The following is a 19,263-nucleotide window of genomic DNA, read 5'->3' as shown; positions in this document are numbered from 1 at the left end:
TCATTTTCCCGATAGGAGGCATCATTTACCCGATAGAAGCCTCAAAATGCCGATGAGAGAGATCATCTCCCCGATGAACTACTCTAAAAACCGATTATTGATTTACTTTGAACGATGAATACATCCTAAATCCTGTATTCAATAAATTTTGAAAGATTAACAAGCTACTTACTTGCAATATTATTAATGTATTCCATTGTAGAAATTGCGAAGAGGATTACTCCAGTTCGACAAATACAATATAAATTTTGAGGTGAAAACAACAAGTTTACAGATATGGGCGACAACTAATTCTATAGCCAACAATTCTCCTATATGGTAAATAACATCAACCACCAAACAGATTTACCAATTGGTATAGAAATAAAAAACCCTTCTCCACTCATTTCCTTTTTAATTATTTTTCAGTCGACAAAAAGCAAAATAATCAATAGCTAGAAATAATTTTGTGAAGAAGGGGAAATAAGGTCAATGGGAATGACCTCCGGTTTTAGGATATTTCGAATTAGGGTTTCATTTCTTAACCGTTACGGTTCGTACATCGGTATCTATAATTTTCACAAATTCACCTTTAGAAATTACTTCACCGAATTCACTTCTTGCCTTCCATGTTTCGCCTGAAAAAATAACCTTTCCGTGATTTCCTACAGGATTAATTTCTTCCATTACATAAGCATCCTTACCCACAATATCATTTAAATTGGATATTGGTTGATAAGATCTACTTATTAAATGTTTCCTATAATAGAACTTTATAAAAAAAAGAAAGACTCCTGAAATACCAATAAAACTAACCACCTGATAGCCAATATCAGCTCCCAAAAATGAAAGTGTTCCAGCAACGAGCGCTCCCAACCCAATACAGACAGCGGTATAGGAGGAAATAATAATTTCTAAAACAAATAAACTCACAGAAATGGTGAACCATAAATACCAAATATTGAATTCCATAACTTCATATTTTTAATCGAATTGTGAAATTAGGTCAAGATTCCAAAACTTGCAAGTGTCAAAAGTGTCAAGTTGATCAAAAAGCATAAAACCCTTATTTTTATTGACCTTTACGAAAACTAATAGCTTCCCTATTAAAATTGATTCTAAATAATTTTCACGGAATTAGACTATTGCATAGGTTTGAGCTATCCTTTTCAGGATATTTGAACTTAGAACTAACTCAGCAACTTCTTAACAGTTCTAGATACAACAAAAGCCCACAAAGGAGTTCAAAAAAAGCTATTAATTTTATTGAGTCAATTGTGAGGAAAAATACAGTAATATTAATTTGGCATTAGCATTGAAATAATAAGCAAATTTGAAATCAATCATCTTAAAGAAAATCACCTTTTGGTATAGAGTAGGTTAGAAATTATTAGATTAGTAATTTCAAGTTATATTCGATTCTTATAACGTCGGAAAATTTCATATCTAAGATATACAAACCATAAAGCTTATTGCAACATGGCAAACAGAAAAAAAGATCATATCGATCTTGCTTTTCGTTCTCAAATTGAAAAAGCATTACTCGATGAACGTTTTTATTACGAGCCTTTGCTCAGTCCTCATCCAAAGCCGGAAGAAACCAGTTTTTCTTTTCTGGGTAAATGTTTGAGAACTCCCATTTGGGTTTCAAGTATGACCGGAGGAACTAGGCTTGCCGAAAAAATCAATAAAAATCTTGCACTTGCCTGTGCTGAATTTGGTATGGGTATGGGTTTAGGATCTTGCCGATCACTACTACAAAATGATAATCATTTTTCTGATTTTGATGTTCGCTCTATCATTGGTAACGAGTTACCTCTTTATGCCAATTTGGGTATTTGTCAATTGGAAGAAAGCATTGCCAATGGAGAACTTAATAGGATAGGTGATTTAATTGGAAGGCTTGATGCCGATGGCTTGATCATCCACATTAACCCCATGCAGGAATGGTTGCAACCCGAAGGAGATCGCATGCAAAAACCACCTATAGAGAGCATTGAATTTCTACTGAAACATATCAATTTTCCGGTTATTGTGAAAGAAGTGGGACAAGGAATGGGACCGGAAAGTCTGCAAACCTTAATGAGAATGCCATTACAGGCAATTGAATTTGCCGCTTTTGGAGGAACCAATTTTGCTAAAGTGGAAATGATGCGGAATCCGAACTCCAATATTCAATTATTAGATCCTTTAACCAGAGTAGGGCATACCGCCGACCAAATGATAAAATGGCTGAATGATATCGTAATTAATGATGATAAAATACAATGCAAAGAGGTAATTATCTCAGGAGGGATTCGTAATTTCCTGGATGGTTACTATTTTATGGAAAAATGCAAGCTACCATCTATTTACGGTCAAGCATCTGAATTGTTAAAATATGCACAAGTATCCTACGATAAATTACGATCATACCTCCTTTCACAAAAACAAGGCTTGCAAATATCACAAAGCTATTTAAAACTCAGAAAATAGGATTTTCCTCAAATAAATTACCGTTTTTTGGGCTAGACAAAGAAAATATGTAATTTAGGATCTTCAAGTATTTTATTTTATCATTTGTTTGTTCCTATGAATAATCAGATGAATATAAATGTGATCGATATGAAGCGCAAGGCAATAATATCAGGTTTTTCCAAATTATCTCGTGAGGAGAAAATGGAAAAAATGGCAGAATTAACAGGCAGTGCTGAAAGAATTAAATCTCAATTAGATAGTTTTCGCCTGAAAAATAAGGAACAGCAAGATTTACTAGACGAGATTAGTGAAAACACACTATCCAATTTCTACTTACCATTTGGTGTTGCACCTAATTTTCTGATCAATGAAAAATTATACCATATTCCAATGGTGACAGAAGAAAGTTCAGTTATAGCTGCTGCTTCCAGATCTGCTAAATTTTGGGCTGACCATGGTGGTTTTCATGCCAGGGTAATTTCGGTGATAAAATCAGGACAAGTTCATTTTTTATGGAATGGGAAAAAAGATCGTTTATTGGAATTACTACCCGAATTAAAATTTGAATTGTATCGCGCAACTAAAGAGCTGACACGAAATATGCGCCAAAGAGGCGGCGGAATCCAAGGAATAAAATTGGTTGATCTTACCGGAGAAATGGATAATTACTATCAATTGCACGTTACTTTTGACACAATAGATTCCATGGGAGCCAATTTCATTAATTCCTGTTTGGAACAAATGGCTCAAACCATGAGAAAATTCTTTAAATATTTTGAGGAATTAAGCGAAGAGGAAAGAAATTGTGAAATTATCATGTCCATCTTGTCTAATTACACTCCAGACTGTCTTGTTGAATGTTCTGTGGAATGCAGTTTAGAGGAATTGAATTCAATTCATCCGGGCTTGAGCGGAAGAGAATTTGCAGAAAAATTTCTAAAAGCTTCAAAGATTGCAGAGTTAGATGTTTATAGGGCTACCACCCACAACAAAGGTATTTTTAATGGAATTGATGCAGTAGCATTAGCTACTGGCAATGACTTTAGAGCAATTGAGGCAAATGGTCATGTTTGGGCATCCAAAACTGGAAAATACAAAAGCCTTACACAAGCCAGCATCTCCTATAATCGATTTCGGTATCAGCTCACAATTCCATTATCACTTGGAACTGTTGGTGGACTCACTAGTTTGCATCCGTTAGCAAAATTTGGTTTGGAACTATTGGGAAAACCATCGGCAAAAGAGTTAATGATGATCACTGCTGCAGCAGGACTGTCTAATAATTTCGGAGCTTTACGATCCTTGGTAACCACTGGGATTCAGCAAGGGCATATGAAAATGCATCTTTCTAATCTACTAAATACTTTGAAAGCAGATTATGAAGAGAAAAAACAGGCATTGGAGTATTTTGCTCACAAAACCGTTTCTTACAGCGAGGTAGAAGCATTTATAAAATCGATAAGAACTAAGCTACAATAAATTTGAATCCGATAAATAAATACTATTCCAACGCCAAATTTTTAATCACTGGCGAATATCTTGTTTTACATGGAGCACTTGCATTTGCAGTACCATTAAAATTTGGACAATCCATGGAAATTTACCCGACCGATAAAAACGAATTGCAATGGGTAGCCTTTGAACAGGGAAAAGAATGGCTTCAGTTTACCATCCAGCAGCAAGAAATTGAAATTCAAAAAACAAAAGGAAAAACTGAAAAGGAATTTATTTGTTTTCTTTTAAATAAAGCCAAAACCTTAAATTCAAATTTTTTATTGAATTTGGGATTACAGATCAAGACTGAAATTGATTTTAATAGAAATTGGGGATTGGGAAGCAGCTCCAGTTTAATCAATAATATAGCTCAATGGGCTAACATAAATCCATACGAATTACACGCTTTGGTTTCCAATGGTTCGGGATATGATATTGCGAGTGCCAATTATTGCAAACCTATTTTGTTCTGCAAAAACGGGAATCATCCTTTGATTTATCCTGTTGATTTTTCACCATCCTTTTCCAATCAATTGTATTTCGTATATCAGGGAAACAAACAAAGCAGTGAAGAAAGTGTGAATCATTTTTTAAATATTAAAACACCGCCAAAGAATAAATTGAATCATATCTCTAATCTTAGCAGAAAAATTACTAAAATAAAAAGTGCATTAGATTTTGATTTACTTTTGGCTGACCATGAAGAAATAATTTCTGGAATTTTGGATTGTCAACCAGTAAAAACAAAGCATTTTACTGATTTTAAAGGTAGCATGAAATCTCTTGGGGCTTGGGGAGGTGATTTTTTACTAATAAGATCAGACATGAGAAAAAATGATGTTCATCAATACTTTTTCCAAAAAGGATTAACAACTATTTTTTCCTGGAATGAAATCATTCTTGGATAAAATTAATATATCTGACTACAAATGAATAATGACAATCAGAGAGGTTCTGTATGTTGGGAAAGTCCTTCAAATATTGCGCTCATAAAATATTGGGGTAAAAAAGGAAATCAACTTCCTTGCAATCCGTCTCTTAGCATGAGTTTAAAACACGCTGTTACTCATACACAATTGGATTATGTCCCTAAAAAAACTGAGAAAAAAATACATTTTAAATTTGATGGTAAAACACAGCCAACATTCGAAAAAAGAATTGCTGAATTTATCGATTCCTTAGTGAATCATCTACCTTTTATTTCTGATTTTGAATTTGATATTTCCTCTAAAAACACATTCCCACATTCTGCTGGAATTGCAAGTTCTGCTTCAGCAATGAGTGCTTTAGCCTTATGCCTTTGCTCTGCAGAAGAAAATATTACTGGGAAAAAATTAGAAGAACGGGAATATCTGCAAAAAGCCAGTTTTATTGCTCGCCTGGGATCCGGCAGTGCATCCCGATCGATTTATGGAGGTTATGCTGCTTGGGGGGAAACTAATGCATTTTCTAAAGCATCAAATAATTATGCAGTTCCCTTTTCTCAGTACACACATCCAGTATTCCACGATTATCAGGATACTATATTACTGATAAGTGCGAAGCAAAAATTGGTTTCCAGTACCGCCGGACATCAGCTCATGAATAACCATCCTTATGCTAATGCCAGATATTCACAGGCATTTTCTAATTTTGAAAGATTATTAGGAATATTGCGAGGAGGAGATTTGATTGATTTTGCCAAGATAGTAGAGAATGAAGCCTTGAGTCTTCATGCCTTAATGATGAATTCAAGTCCTTCATTTACACTTTTAAAACCTAATACTTTAGAAGCAATTGAAAGAATTAAACAATTTCGAACGGATACCAAAACCCCAATTTGTTTTACCTTAGATGCCGGACCAAATATTCACCTTTTATTTCCGAAATCGGAAAAAGAAGTAATAGCTTCATTTGTAGATTCTGAGCTTAAGAACTTGCTAGAAGATGGAAAATATCTTTTAGATGAAGTAGGAGAAGGTCCGCAAAAAATTATAATCGAATAAAAGTGAGAAATCAGTCTGATTTATTTTATGCTAAAATATTACTCTTTGGCGAGTACAGTGTTTTATTAAATTCTATGGGCTTGAGTATTCCTTATACCCATTTCCATGGAGAACTAAGTTTTATAAGTGAAGATAAATATACCGACCGGGATTTTGCCAGACGTTCTAATTTGGAATTGACCAAATTTTTGAAATTTTTAAACTCCACAGCTGAAAATTTTGATTCCCAACTGAATATGTCATCCTTAAAACAGGATATTCAAAATGGATTGTATTTTGAATCAAGTATTCCTGAAAGTTACGGTCTGGGAAGTTCCGGAGCATTGTGCGCTGCCATTTATAATAAATATGGCAGACAGTCCATTCAAAACAATTCACAATTAGAGAATGGAGAAATCATTCGATTGAAAACAATATTGTCTAAACTTGAATCTGGATTCCATGGACGAAGTTCAGGATTAGATCCTTTAAATTCATTCCTGAAAGTTCCCTTACTGATATACAATCAGAATAAGATTGAACAAGTGACTCTTCCCGGAAAAAAATTTGGTGAAAATAGTGCAATCTTCTTGATTGATTCCGAAAAAACAAGTAATACAGCTCCTCTCGTCCAATCTTTTCTGGACAAGTGCAAAACTCCACAATTTTCTACTTTGATAAAAGAAGAATTAATTCCACGAAACAATAATTGTATCATAAACTTAATAGCAGGAAAGAAGAGAAAATTTTTTGAAAATCTGGCTGATTTATCTCAATTTCAATTAAGATATTTCACACAAATGATACCCGAAAGTTTTAAAGATTTATGGTTGGAAGGATTGCAAACTAGTAAATTCTGGTTTAAACTTTGTGGTTCCGGAGGCGGTGGTTTTTTGCTTGGTTTCACGCAAAATTATTCGGAAACAAAAGCTTTTTTTAAAACTTCGGGACATACTATTGTTACTGTTTATGCTAATGAGAAATAAAGGATATTTGATTTCCTCTATTCAAAAAGCTCGCTAAAATAAGCAGCATATTCTAATCCCGTTTATTGATATATCAAAACATCATAAATAAAAAATAGCAGTCCGAAACCGGACTGCTAAATTATATTATTGTGTGTTCGTGACACTATCCTCTGATAGCAGTAACCCCTGGAAGTTCTTTTCCTTCGATATACTCCAAAAGTGCACCACCACCGGTAGATACATAACTAACTTTATCAGCAAGATTAAACTGATTGATTGCAGCGACAGAATCTCCCCCACCGATTAATGAAAAAGCTCCCTTTTCAGTTGCGGCAACAATTGCATCAGCAATAGCTCTGGTTCCTTTAGCAAAAGTTTCCATTTCGAAAACACCAACTGGCCCATTCCAAAGGATTGTCTTAGACTCAGCAATCACTTTAAAAAAGCTTTCTGTTGTTTCATCTGCTATATCCAATCCCATCCAACCGTCGGGAATCTCATTCACCGCACAAACTTTAGTATTTGCATCATTCGCAAAATCATCAGCAATTAAAGCATCCGTAGCCAAGTGAAGTTTCACATTATTTTCTTCTGCTTTTTTCAATATTTCCCTTGCAGTTTCCAACTTATCATCTTCAACCAATGAATTACCGATTTTTCCTCCCATAGCTTTTACAAAAGTATAAGTCATTCCTCCACCGATAATAAGGTGATCCACCTTTGACATTAAAGTCTCAATAATTTCAATTTTAGACGAGACTTTAGCTCCTCCCATAATTGCAGTTAGAGGATGTTGAGTATCCTTCAAAACTTTGTCCACGCTGGATAATTCGCCTTCCATTACGTAACCAAACAATTTGTTATCAGGGAAGAATTTGGCAATAACAGCTGTAGAAGCGTGAGCTCGGTGAGCAGTACCAAATGCATCATTGATCCAAAGGTCAGCTAAATCTGCTAATTTCTTTGCAAAAGTTTCATCACCTTTTGTTTCCTCAGCATAAAAACGAAGATTTTCAAGAAGTAAAACTTCACCACCTTTTAGTTCATTAGCCATTTTTTTTGCACTCTCGCCAATACAATCATCTGCAAATTTAACATCAACTCCTAATGCTTTTGAAAGATGAGCGACAATGTGCTTTAATGAAAATTTTCCATCAACTCCTTTTGGTCTTCCCAAATGAGACATTAATATAACTGCTCCATTCCCATCTAAAACCTTTTGGATAGTTGGTAAAGTAGCACGGATTCTTGTGTCATCGGTAATTTCAAATTGTTCATTTAAAGGCACATTAAAATCTACACGAATAATTGCCTTTTTTCCTGAAAAATTGTATGAATCAATAGTTTGCATTGGAATATATCTTTAGTTTTTTTTCTTTCAAACAAAGGTATGTTTTTCTGTATATTGCTGCAAAAAAGATACCAAATACAACACAACTACCTGATTACATGATTATTTTGAGTACATTATCTACGTTTCTGAAACGATTGCATTAATTTTGATATCACTGAATATTCACCTTAAAACGTCATTTTTTATCCATTACAAGTTCATCTTGTATGCTTTTAACAAAAGCACCTGTATATTTTTTTATCTTTGAATACCTATTGTAATTTTGTAGGCTATTATGAGATTTTTCCAAATGAAAGTATAGTTTTTAGTACGATCATATATATACTTCATCCTTTTACCAGAACAGATTCTAAACTCATGCAATTTAAAGATATAATCGGTCACAAAAGCATAAAGAAACGTTTCATACAAAGCGTAAAAGACAATAGAGTTAGCCACGCGCAGCTACTAATTGGTCCTACGGGTATTGGCAAACTTCCCTTAGCTATTGCCTTCGCTCAATATGTATCTTGCCTGAATAAGGGAGAAAACGATTCTTGCGGGATCTGTGCTTCTTGTCAAAAATATCAAAAGTTAATTCACCCTGACTTACATTTCGTATTCCCTGTTGTGAAAGGAAAAGGATTTACCAACCCTGTGAGTGATAACTTTATAGCGAGCTGGAGAAATCAAGTATTGAAAGATGCTTACTTCGATATTGGAGATTGGTATCGCACCATTGGAGTGGACAATTCTCAGGGAATGATTTATTCTCACGAAAGTAACGAAATAATTCGAAAATTAAACTTAAAAACCTATGAGTCGGATTACAAGATAATGATTATTTGGTTGCCTGAAAAAATGCATCTTAGCTGTGCTAATAAGTTATTGAAAATGATTGAAGAACCACCCGTGAAGACTTTATTCTTTATGGTTTCGGAAGAATCTGAAAACATTATACAGACTATTCTTTCGCGAGTTCAATTGGTGAAAGTTCCAAGAATTGAAAAAGAAGCCTTATCACAAGCCATTCGGCAAAATTTTAATCTTTCTGAATCAGAAATCGACAACTTGGTTCATCTGTCCGAAGGTAGTTTTCGTAAAGCCAGAATAGTTGTGCAAAATTCTGAAGAAAACTCCTTTAATTTCGAAAATTTCGTTGCCATTATGAGGCATTGTTATGCCAGAAAAGTATCTGACATAATGGATTGGGCTGAAGAAATTGCAAGTATTGGCAGGGAGCGTCAAAAGAGTTTTTTGAATTACGGGGTGAGAATGATTCGTGAAAATTTCATTCTCAATTTAAAACAATCTAATATGGTTTTCTTAAGTGGAGATGAAATGAATTTTTCACAACGTTTTTCACCATACATTAATGAAGGAAACGTATGGTTTATATCCGATGAATTATCCAGAGCCTATACTGATATAGAAAGGAATGCAAATGCGAAGATTGTATTTTTAGATTTGGGCTTAAAACTAGTGAAATTATTACGCCCTTAAAGTTCAATAGTTACCCGATTTCATTACCTTTAAAGGTTTTAAATTAAATTCGCTATTTTTGCGGTCGATTATCGACTAATAATCAATATACATATGATAGAAAACAAGGAACCTAAAGGGAAATGCACAGGCTGTGCTTCCAGCAAGAAAGATCATAGACTGCTGGTAGGAAAGCTAGATGTTTATGATTGGTTGAAAGGTGTTCCTGAAAGTGCATTATGTCCAGATATTGTTGAGGTAAAATTTAAAAATACTCGTAAGGGATTCTACTCAAATTCGAATCAATTAAGATTACAAAGAGGAGATGTTATCGCTGTTGAAGCATCACCAGGACACGATATAGGAATTGTTTCCTTAACAGGAGATTTAGTGTTAGAGCAAATGCGCAAACAAAAGCTCGATCCGAAAACTTACGAAGCAAGAAAAATCTATCGTAAGGCAAAACCTGTAGATATCGAAAAATGGAACGAAGCCATTGCACTGGAGCATAGGACAATGATTAAGGCTCGTCAGATTTCTGCTGAATTGCGCCTAAATATGAAAATCGGTGATGTGGAATACCAAGGTGATAAAACCAAGGCTATATTCTACTACATTGCTGACGACCGTGTTGATTTTCGTCAACTCATTAAGGTATTGGCAGAACAATTCAAAATAAGAATTGAAATGAGGCAAATTGGTGCCCGACAAGAAGCCGGGAGAATAGGAGGAATTGGACCATGTGGCAGAGAATTGTGCTGCTCTACCTGGATTACCAACTTTGTATCAGTAACAACTAATGCTGCCAGATATCAGGAGATTTCTCTCAATCCTCAAAAATTGGCAGGCCAGTGCGGTAAATTAAAATGCTGCCTGAATTTTGAATTAGATTGTTACATCGATGCTCAAAAAGATTTTCCAAACACAAATATTCCATTAGAAACAAAGGATGGAACTGCTTATCATCAAAAAACAGATATTTTCAAAAGAATGATGTGGTATTCTTTCGACAAGTTCAACTCAATGAATCTTGTACAAGTACCAATTGATCGGGTAAAAGAAATTATCCAATTTAATAAGAAAGGAACGAAAGTAGATCTATTAATTTCCGAACCAAAACCCAAATCTAAAAAATCTTTGGATTATGAAAATGTGGTTGGACAAGACAGCTTAAATCGATTTGATAAAAAGGAAAATCCAAGCAAAAAAAGAGGAAAAAGAAAATTTAGACGTAAGCCAAGAAAACCTAATACCTCTGCTAAAAAATGAAAAAACTAATTTGGGCATTTTTTTTAATCTTAATTGGATTAGGGGTTACGTCTTGCGATTTTAACCGGGTTTATGAGCAATATGAAGATATTCCTAACTATCAGTGGGAGCAAAAAAACATCCTTCGCTTTGAAGTAAATATCAAAGATACAATTCAAGCTAATAATATTTTCTTAAACATTAGGAATACCGGGTCTTACGAATATAGTAACATATGGGTGTTTGTTAAAAAAATAACTCCTGATGGGAAAACGGAAAACAAAAAAATAGAATTACAACTTGCCGATGAAAAGGGAAAATGGTACGGAAGTGGCTTTGGTGATATTTTTGACTTACAGGTACCTTTTCAGCAAAATGTAATATTTCCTCATTCCGGAAAATATGTATTCGAAATTACGCAAGGAATGTGGCCCCAAAAACTGAATGGTGTCGTTAATGTTGGCATTCGAATAGAAAAATTAAACCATAAAATTACAGACTCTAATCGTGGGAAAAAATAAGTTACAGCGCTTCGCTGATATGAATACCTTTACAAATGTATTTCAACCTACCCACAACGAAGTTTGGGAGAAAAATTATGCTTTAAAAGGAAAATGGAAGCAGGAAGTGTTTAAAAATAACAATCCAATTGTATTGGAGGTTGGATGTGGAAAGGGAGAATATACCATTGGTTTAGCAAGAAAATCACCAGATAAAAATTTTATAGGAATTGATATTAAAGGTGCCAGAATGTGGATTGGAGCCAAAACATCTTTGGAAGAAGATTTGAACAATGTGGCTTTTATTCGAACCAATGCAGAATTATTAGAATCTATTTTTGAACAGGGAGAAATCGCGGAGATCTGGGTTACTTTTCCAGATCCCCAAATGAAAAAGGTAAGAAAAAGACTAACAGGAACACGCTTCCTGGAATTATACAGCAATCTATTATCCATGAATGGAATTATTCACTTAAAAACCGATAGTAAATTTTTATATGAATACACCTCCTATGTCATTCAGGAAAATAATTTGAATGTTGATATCAATACGAACGATCTATATAACTCTGGGATTGCAGACGATATTCTTTCAATCAGAACCTTTTACGAGCAGCAATTTTTAGATCGGGGAATTCCCATAAAATATCTAAAATTCAATCTGGCGGATAAAAGACATTTTATAGAGCCTGATGTAGAAATCGAACTAGATTCCTATCGCAGTTTTGGCCGCGAGAAGAGAACAGAAAAAAATGACTGATTTATATTTGAGAATCTATGATATTGTGCGCAAGATTCCATCGGGAAGAGCCACTAGTTATGGTGCAATTGCCAAATTCATAGGCTCGCCAAAAGGAGCCCGCATGGTAGGCTGGGCAATGAATCAATCGCACTCTTTTTCTGAATTTATGCCAGCTCACAGAGTTGTGAATCGCTTCGGAATGTTATCAGGAAAACATCATTTTCCCGGTAAAAATATCATGCAGGAATTACTCGAAAATGAAGGAATTGTCATAATTGATGATCAAATTCAAGATTTCGAAAATGTTTTTTGGGATCCTATGAAAGAACTCGACATGGATTTTATTTAAATTGAATCTAAATATATACATTTGTAAAGATTAAAGAATTAAATTTTCATATATCATGAGTTATACGCAAAAGCAAGTTACGGATGCTCTTAATTTAGTGAATTATCCTGGCTCTGATAAAAATATCATGAGTTTAGATATGGTTCGTAACATTAAAATTGAAGGAAAGAAAATCGGTTTCGATTTGGTATTCCAAAAATCCGACGACCCAAATATTATACCATTAAAAAAAGCGTGCGTTTCCGCAATTTTAAAATTTGTGGATAGAAATGCAGAAATTAAGGGAAATATTAAAGTGAAAGCAGTACATGTGGTAGAAGATCGTAAAGTTCTTTCTAAAGTAAAAAATATCATAGCTGTTGCTTCGGGAAAAGGTGGCGTTGGAAAATCTACCATTGCAACCAACCTTGCGGTTGCACTTGCCAAAGCAGGTGCCAAAGTTGGATTAATAGATGCCGATATTTTTGGCCCATCAGTTCCAAAAATGTTTGGTTCGGAATCTGCCCGCCCAAATCTTATTAAGCTGGATGATAAAGATATGATTGAACCTCACGAAAAATTCGGGGTGAAAATGTTATCTATTGGATTTTTTGTAGATCCAGCTCAGGCAACGGTTTGGCGTGGTCCTATGGCATCAAATGCTTTAAAACAAATGATTGAAGAGGGAAATTGGGGCGAACTCGATTTTGTTTTGATCGATTTACCACCAGGAACCAGCGACATTCATTTAACACTAGTTCAGACAGTTCCTGTTACAGGTGCAATTGTGGTAAGTACCCCACAAGAAGTGGCATTAGCTGATGCAATAAAAGCAATAAGTATGTTTGAAGGCTCTGGTGTTAATGTACCCGTATTGGGGATGGTAGAAAATATGGCTTGGTTTACACCAGCAGAATTACCGGAAAACAAATACTATCTCTTTGGCAAAGATGGTTGCAAAAAACTCGCTGAAGAAAAAAACATTGAACTATTGGGACAAATTCCAATCGTTCAGAGTATACGTGAAGGAGGAGATAATGGGATACCTGCAGCAGTTGATCAGGATTCTGTAACAGGAATGGCCTTTGCAGATTTAGCAAGCAAACTAATTTCTGTTGTTGACGAAAGAAATAAAAATTTAGATCCTACAAAACGAGTTCAAATCACTCGATAAGGAACAAAACTAATTCATTAAAAAAGGAGCATTTATTGCTCCTTTTTTATTTTCACAGAAATAGGAGTATTTTTAAAAAGTTTATTCAATTTTATTCTTACCGATACTTATTACTATCAATAAGAAAAGATGAGTATCTTAATTACTTAAAATTGAAATAGGTTGACAAAAAAAGGTGGTATTCATAAATCTTTTTTCATTTCTGATATAATAAACACGAATAGTTAACTGTTATCTAACAAAACGATAAGTCTTGGCTCCAAAAAAATTCTACAAAACTATTTTAATAGTATTCGTCCTGATATTTGCTTTTGCTTGTTCTAATCAAAAGAATACCTTCATGAGTAGGCAATACCATTCCTTAACTACTCATTATAATGTATATTTTAACGGTAAAGAGAGCCTTAAGAAAGGAGAAAAAAAGATTGAAAATGGTATTCAGGAAAACTATACACTCTTACTTCCCGTTTTTGAATATCAAAATGAAACTGCAAGAGCATTATCCTTTTCGGAAATGGATAGAACAATTGAAAAAGCAGCTAAAGCCATCAAAATACATTCCATCACCCGAAAACCAAAACGAAAAAAGAATAATCAGTCTGAAAAATACAAGAATTTTCGTAAAAAAAAGGAATATAATAATTGGATAGATGATTGTTATCTTCTCATTGGAAAAGCCCAATTTTATAAAGGGAAATATCATATTGCTGAAAAAGCATTTCAATTTATACTAAAAGAATATCCTGAATCTGAATTAATTCCGGAGGCCAAACTATGGTTAGCTAAGAGTTTAATTGACAGAGGAGAATTTATTTCTGGAAAAGAAATACTTGATCGTTTGGAAAACAACACCAATTTACCCAAAGACTTTTTTTATGATATTTCAGCCTTAAGAGCTAACATCTATATTCAGCAAAAAGAATATGCTAATGCAATACCTGCTTTGGAAAAAAGCATTCCTTTTGCTAAAAATAAGCACCAAAAAGCCCGTTTTTATTATTTACTGGCGCAACTGTATCAAAAAACAGATAATCCAAGTGAGGCATCCAGGGAGTTTCAGAAATTAATAGATTTAAATCCTTCCTATGAAATGACCTTTAATGCTAAAATCAGTAGGGCTCTTTCCTATACTGGCGAAGAAAACGGAGAACAAATTCGCAAGGATTTGAAAAAGATGCTTCGCGATGAGAAAAATACGGAGTACAAGGATCAAATCTATTATGCCTTAGCAGAAATGGACGTCAAGGATGAAGATGTGGAATCTGCTTTAAAGAACTATTGGGAATCTACCAAAGTGTCTCTATTTAATGAGAATCAAAAGGCAATATCCTTTTTAAAATTGGGTGATTATTACTTTGAAAATCAAAACTATCCAAAATCTCAGTTGTGCTATGATTCTTCCATGACTTATCTGGGCAAAGATTACCCAAATTACACAAAGATCTCAAGTCGTGTTGGAAACCTTACAGATCTGGTAAACAACCTAAATCTGGTAGAAAGAGAAGATAGTTTACAACGAGTTGCCAACATGAGTAACAAAGATCGGGAGCAACTTATCACTAGCATGATTAATAAGATTAATGACGAGGAGCGGGAGCAAAAAGCCAAAGCCGCGGAAGCTATCTCAGATCGAAACTTCTATAGTCAAAACAACATGTTGGGAAATAGTAACAAATCCACCTCCAATCAAGGAAATTGGTATTTCTACAACCCAACCAATATTGGACTTGGAAAAGCTGATTTTCAGAGAAAATGGGGGCGAAGAAAACTGGAAGATAACTGGAGAAGAAAAAATAAATCGACCTTCACGGTAGAAGATGTTGAAACTGCCTTAGAGGAGGATGATTCAAATAAGAAATCGAGACTTTCCCTTAAAAAAGATCCAAAATCCAGAGAATATTATATGATTGATTTACCGATGACAAAGGCAGCCATGCTTCAATCTGACGAACGAATCATAAAAGGACTTTATCAGGCAGCACTCGTCTATGAAGAAAAATTAAAAGACCATAAAAAAGCCTTAGAAACATTGGAAGATTTACTTCACAGATTTCCACATAATCAGTACTTGCTTTCGGTTTACTACCATTGCTATTCCCTCAATAAAAATTTGGGAAATACCTCTGCTGCTAATCAATACAAATCTAAAATTCTTACCGAATTTAAGAATAGCGATTATGCCAAAGCACTTAGCGATCCTAATTATTACAACAAGATTGATGCGGAAAATAAAAGAGCAAATGATCTATATGTAACAGCTTACGAAGACTTCCAAAATTTCTATTACTTCAGAGTAATTAAGTCGTGTAACGAAGGATTACTACGATATCCGGAAAGTGACCTTAGATCAAAATTCTTATTCCTGAGAGCACTTTGCATTGGCAGAACTCAAGATGTTAAACCATTCAAGCAGTCGTTGCTACAAGTTAATAAGTCAAATCCTGGTCCGGAAATTAAGCAGACTGTCACTACCATTCTCGCCAGTTTGGAGAAAGGTGCTATTCCATTACAATACACTATGCTAGACATGGAACAAGCCAGACAGAATCGATTGCTTCATAATTGGAGATTAGAAGAGAATCAGGCGGCAGTTGAACTTGACAAGAAGACTTCCAACAAAAAAGCTAAGGCCAAACCATTGTACCAAATCAAATCTAACGAAGAGCATTATTTCATCTTGATGTTTAATAAGAGCGAAGGAGATGCAAATCGTAGTTTATTTAATATTTCAAGATATAATTCTGATGCCTACAGTAAGCGTACCTTTAAAGTAGATCGATTGTCCCTGAACAAAGATCAAATTATGATTTTAGTGAAAGGATTAAAAGGCAAGGATGATGCTCTGAATTATTTTAATGGAATCATAACCAACAAGAAGGCTTTTCGTGGTTTGGAAGATGTAGATTATAGAAATTTCATCATATCTATATCGAATTTTAATATCTTCAAGAACAATCAAAATGTTAAACAATATCTTGATTTTTACACCAAGAATTATTTTAATGTTGAGCGAAAAGCCAATAAAACAACCGTAAAAAAGAAAGGCAAATTAGTATCTGTGAATACTAATTTAGATTCTATCACTTACACAATTAATTTTACCGATAATCATAAATTCGTTCTTTTAGTTCCGGTTCATAAAATGAATATTAGCAAACTTAGAAATGACATTTACAATCACGACAAGGATTATAGTGTATTGAAAGAACAATACGATGCTGATTTGAATATGATAGTAGTAAATAATATTGGAACCAAATCTGAGGCAATGAAATATTTCCAAAATCTGGTTCAGGATAATACCGTTTACACACAATTACAAAATATCGAATATCGTAATTTTATAATAAGCGAGGAGAACTTCAAAAAATTCTATATCAACAAAACTCTTTTTCCTTATTTGAAGTTCTTTAAAGAAAATTACCTGAATGCGGATATTCAAGCCCCTGTGCATAAGGAGAAAAATTTGGTTCAGGATGGATTATATTCCTATAATGAAGATGCCCCACATTATTTTGCTTTAGTCTATACAAAAGAAAATGTGAACAAAAAACAATTGCTTAGTGGTATTAAGCGATATAATATTCGAAGTTTAAAAGTAGAAGTAAGAAATTTAGATGATAACAGGGAGATTCTTCTGGTTACAAATATGCGAAACAAAAAACAAGCGATGATGTATTTCCGGGCTATTGTAACCAATAGGGAATTATTTGCCCCAGTTGAAAAAGTTGGCTACCGAAACTTTGTGATATCAGCCAATAATCTTGATATTTTCATGAAGAATGGTGATCCTGCTGTTTATCTTCAGTTCTTTAAAAAGTACTATCTTAAATAAACGAATGAAATAAATACCTCGCCCTATCGTTACCTTAAGTACGTTTCTTCGTTTATTTTGTGTTTCCAAAATTTAAGACGATTAGGGTAAAATGTATGTAATTATTAGGATAAGCTCGCAGATTACACTGATAAAATCTATAGGATAATATATATCACGAACAGACAGAACTATATATTTCAAAAAAATATCATGATGAAAGAGATAAGTATACTTTGGGTTGATGATGAGATTGATTTATTAAAGCCACATCTTATCTTTTTACAGGAAAAAGGATATAATGTAAAATCGTGTAATAATGCTCCTGATGCTTTAGACATGGTTAAAAGTATGCATTTTGATTTGGTATTCTTAGATGAAAATATGCCTGGTATGAGTGGTCTCGAAGCCTTGGGGGAGATAAAATCAATAGACTCGGCATTGCCCGTGGTAATGATAACCAAAAGCGAGGAGGAAGACATCATGGATGAAGCTATTGGCAAACAAATTTCCGACTACCTCATCAAGCCGGTAAATCCAAAGCAAATCCTCATCGCCATCAAAAAAAATGTAGATAAGAAAAGATTGGTCTCGGAAAAAACAACCCAAGCCTATCAATCTCGATTTGGACAATTAGGTATGGAGATTAACGATTGTCGTGATTTTGAAGATTGGATGAAATTGTATCGCAAATTGGTATTTTGGGAATTGGAACTCGCCAATATTGAGGACTCTGGAATGGATGAAGTCTTGCGCATGCAAAAAACCGAAGCAAATAACTTGTTTGCCCGATTCATTAAGAAAAACTATCTCTCCTGGCTTAATCCGGATGAGAAAAACAAACCATTACTATCGACAAATATATTTCGCGAGAAGGTATATCCTTTGCTCGATAAAGGTCAGAAAGTTGCACTTATTTTAATTGATAATTTGCGCTACGATCAGTGGCAAACCCTTTATCCTGTTATCAGTAATTATTTTGTACTGGAAGACGATGCGATGTATTACTCTATACTGCCAACCGCAACCCAATATGCACGAAATGCCATGTTCTCCGGATTGATGCCTTTGGATATTCAAACCCGTCATCCCAAACATTGGATTAATGAAGATGAAGAGAGCAGCAAGAATCTCCACGAAAAGGATTTCATTGGTTTTCAACTGAAAAGACACTATAAAGATTACGACTATCATTACGAAAAAATCAATAATGAAAAAATGGGTGCAAAAATACTTGAGAATATTAAGTCTCTGTTAGACGTCCCATTGAATGTTTTCGTATATAATTTTGTAGATATGCTTTCTCACGCCCGAACCGAGAGTGATATGATTCGCGATTTAGCAACGGATGAATCTGCATACCGTTCCCTTACACTTTCCTGGTTCGAACATTCTATGCTTTTGGAATTGATTAAAAAACTGGCTGAGAATAATGTGAAACTAATTATTACAACCGACCATGGCTCCATTCGGGTACAAAATCCGATTAAGGTAATTGGCGACCGACAAACTAATACCAACTTAAGATACAAGCAAGGAAAAAATCTAAATTACAATCCTAAAGATGTATTTGAAGTTACCGATCCGCGAAAAGCACTTCTCCCGCAGGTAAATGTAAGTTCTTCTTATATCTTTGCATCCGGTGAAGACTTTCTAGCTTACCCAAACAATTTTAATTATTACAGTTCCTATTACAAAAACACCTTTCAGCACGGAGGAATCTCCTTGGAAGAAGTAATAATTCCGTTGGTAACACTTAGTCCTCGCAAGAATTAATACA

15 protein-coding genes are annotated in these 19,263 nt (G+C 34.3%); 13 read left to right on the top strand and 2 right to left on the bottom strand.

Annotated elements, in window-relative coordinates; translation table 11 throughout:
• Positions 1–513: 513 nt before the first annotated feature.
• Entirely contained in the window at positions 514–951 is a 438-nt protein-coding gene (locus DLK05_RS10015) for an NfeD family protein (RefSeq protein ID WP_127343872.1), read from the bottom strand.
• A 507-nt stretch (positions 952–1,458) separates the two neighbouring features.
• On the opposite strand from DLK05_RS10015, the gene DLK05_RS10010 reads away from it, so the two are divergent.
• The 5 genes from DLK05_RS10010 (at position 1,459) to DLK05_RS09990 (ending at position 6,880) form a co-directional block, all read left to right on the top strand.
• Positions 1,459–2,454, top strand: a complete 996-nt coding sequence (locus tag DLK05_RS10010) for a beta/alpha barrel domain-containing protein (RefSeq protein WP_127343871.1) — start codon at positions 1,459–1,461, stop codon at positions 2,452–2,454.
• A 129-nt stretch (positions 2,455–2,583) separates the two neighbouring features.
• On the top strand, positions 2,584–3,915 hold the full coding sequence (locus DLK05_RS10005; RefSeq protein ID WP_127343870.1) for a hydroxymethylglutaryl-CoA reductase, degradative: 1,332 nt from the start codon (positions 2,584–2,586) through the stop codon (positions 3,913–3,915).
• Positions 3,916–3,917: 2 nt separating this feature from the next.
• Positions 3,918–4,838 (top strand): GYDIA family GHMP kinase, encoded by a 921-nt coding sequence (locus DLK05_RS10000; RefSeq protein WP_127343869.1) that lies wholly within the window; start codon positions 3,918–3,920, stop codon positions 4,836–4,838.
• Positions 4,839–4,859: 21 nt separating this feature from the next.
• Positions 4,860–5,915 (top strand): diphosphomevalonate decarboxylase, encoded by a 1,056-nt coding sequence (locus tag DLK05_RS09995; RefSeq protein ID WP_127343868.1) that lies wholly within the window; start codon positions 4,860–4,862, stop codon positions 5,913–5,915.
• Positions 5,916–5,917: 2 nt separating this feature from the next.
• A complete protein-coding gene (locus DLK05_RS09990) occupies positions 5,918–6,880 on the top strand; it encodes a GHMP family kinase ATP-binding protein (RefSeq protein WP_127343867.1) in 963 nt (320 codons plus the stop codon).
• Positions 6,881–7,025: 145 nt separating this feature from the next.
• On the opposite strand, the gene DLK05_RS09985 is transcribed toward DLK05_RS09990, so the two are convergent.
• On the bottom strand, positions 7,026–8,213 hold the full coding sequence (locus DLK05_RS09985) for a phosphoglycerate kinase (RefSeq protein ID WP_127343866.1): 1,188 nt from the start codon (positions 8,211–8,213) through the stop codon (positions 7,026–7,028).
• Positions 8,214–8,573: 360 nt separating this feature from the next.
• On the opposite strand from DLK05_RS09985, the gene DLK05_RS09980 reads away from it, so the two are divergent.
• The 8 genes from DLK05_RS09980 (at position 8,574) to porX (ending at position 19,259) form a co-directional block, all read left to right on the top strand.
• The gene (locus DLK05_RS09980; RefSeq protein WP_127343865.1) at positions 8,574–9,698 is read left to right on the top strand and encodes a DNA polymerase III subunit; all 1,125 of its coding nucleotides are present in this window, start codon (positions 8,574–8,576) and stop codon (positions 9,696–9,698) included.
• A gap of 93 nt (positions 9,699–9,791) precedes the next feature.
• A complete protein-coding gene (locus DLK05_RS09975; protein WP_127343864.1) occupies positions 9,792–10,946 on the top strand; it encodes a PSP1 domain-containing protein in 1,155 nt (384 codons plus the stop codon).
• Complete coding sequence (locus DLK05_RS09970) at positions 10,943–11,446, top strand: gliding motility lipoprotein GldH (protein ID WP_127343863.1); 504 nt, start codon at positions 10,943–10,945, stop codon at positions 11,444–11,446. The genes DLK05_RS09975 and DLK05_RS09970 overlap by 4 nt, the downstream gene beginning before the upstream one ends.
• The gene (gene trmB / locus DLK05_RS09965) at positions 11,433–12,185 is read left to right on the top strand and encodes a tRNA (guanosine(46)-N7)-methyltransferase TrmB (RefSeq protein WP_127343862.1); all 753 of its coding nucleotides are present in this window, start codon (positions 11,433–11,435) and stop codon (positions 12,183–12,185) included. Before DLK05_RS09970 ends, trmB begins: the two co-directional genes overlap by 14 nt.
• Entirely contained in the window at positions 12,178–12,516 is a 339-nt protein-coding gene (locus DLK05_RS09960) for an MGMT family protein (RefSeq protein ID WP_127343861.1), read from the top strand. The genes trmB and DLK05_RS09960 overlap by 8 nt, the downstream gene beginning before the upstream one ends.
• A 55-nt stretch (positions 12,517–12,571) precedes the next feature.
• Entirely contained in the window at positions 12,572–13,669 is a 1,098-nt protein-coding gene (locus DLK05_RS09955) for an Mrp/NBP35 family ATP-binding protein (RefSeq protein WP_127343860.1), read from the top strand.
• 253 nt (positions 13,670–13,922) lie between these two features.
• A complete protein-coding gene (gene porW / locus DLK05_RS09950; RefSeq protein WP_498366002.1) occupies positions 13,923–17,504 on the top strand; it encodes a type IX secretion system periplasmic lipoprotein PorW/SprE in 3,582 nt (1,193 codons plus the stop codon).
• A gap of 195 nt (positions 17,505–17,699) precedes the next feature.
• Positions 17,700–19,259: a T9SS response regulator signal transducer PorX gene (gene porX, locus DLK05_RS09945; protein WP_127343858.1), complete on the top strand. Its 1,560-nt coding sequence runs from the start codon at positions 17,700–17,702 to the stop codon at positions 19,257–19,259.
• The last annotated feature ends 4 nt before the right edge of the window (positions 19,260–19,263 follow it).

Origin of the sequence: Ancylomarina longa, from assembly GCF_003996985.1 — a bacterium.
Taxonomy (GTDB): domain Bacteria; phylum Bacteroidota; class Bacteroidia; order Bacteroidales; family Marinifilaceae; genus Ancylomarina_A; species Ancylomarina_A longa.
This window is presented reverse-complemented; position numbering and strand designations above follow the sequence as displayed.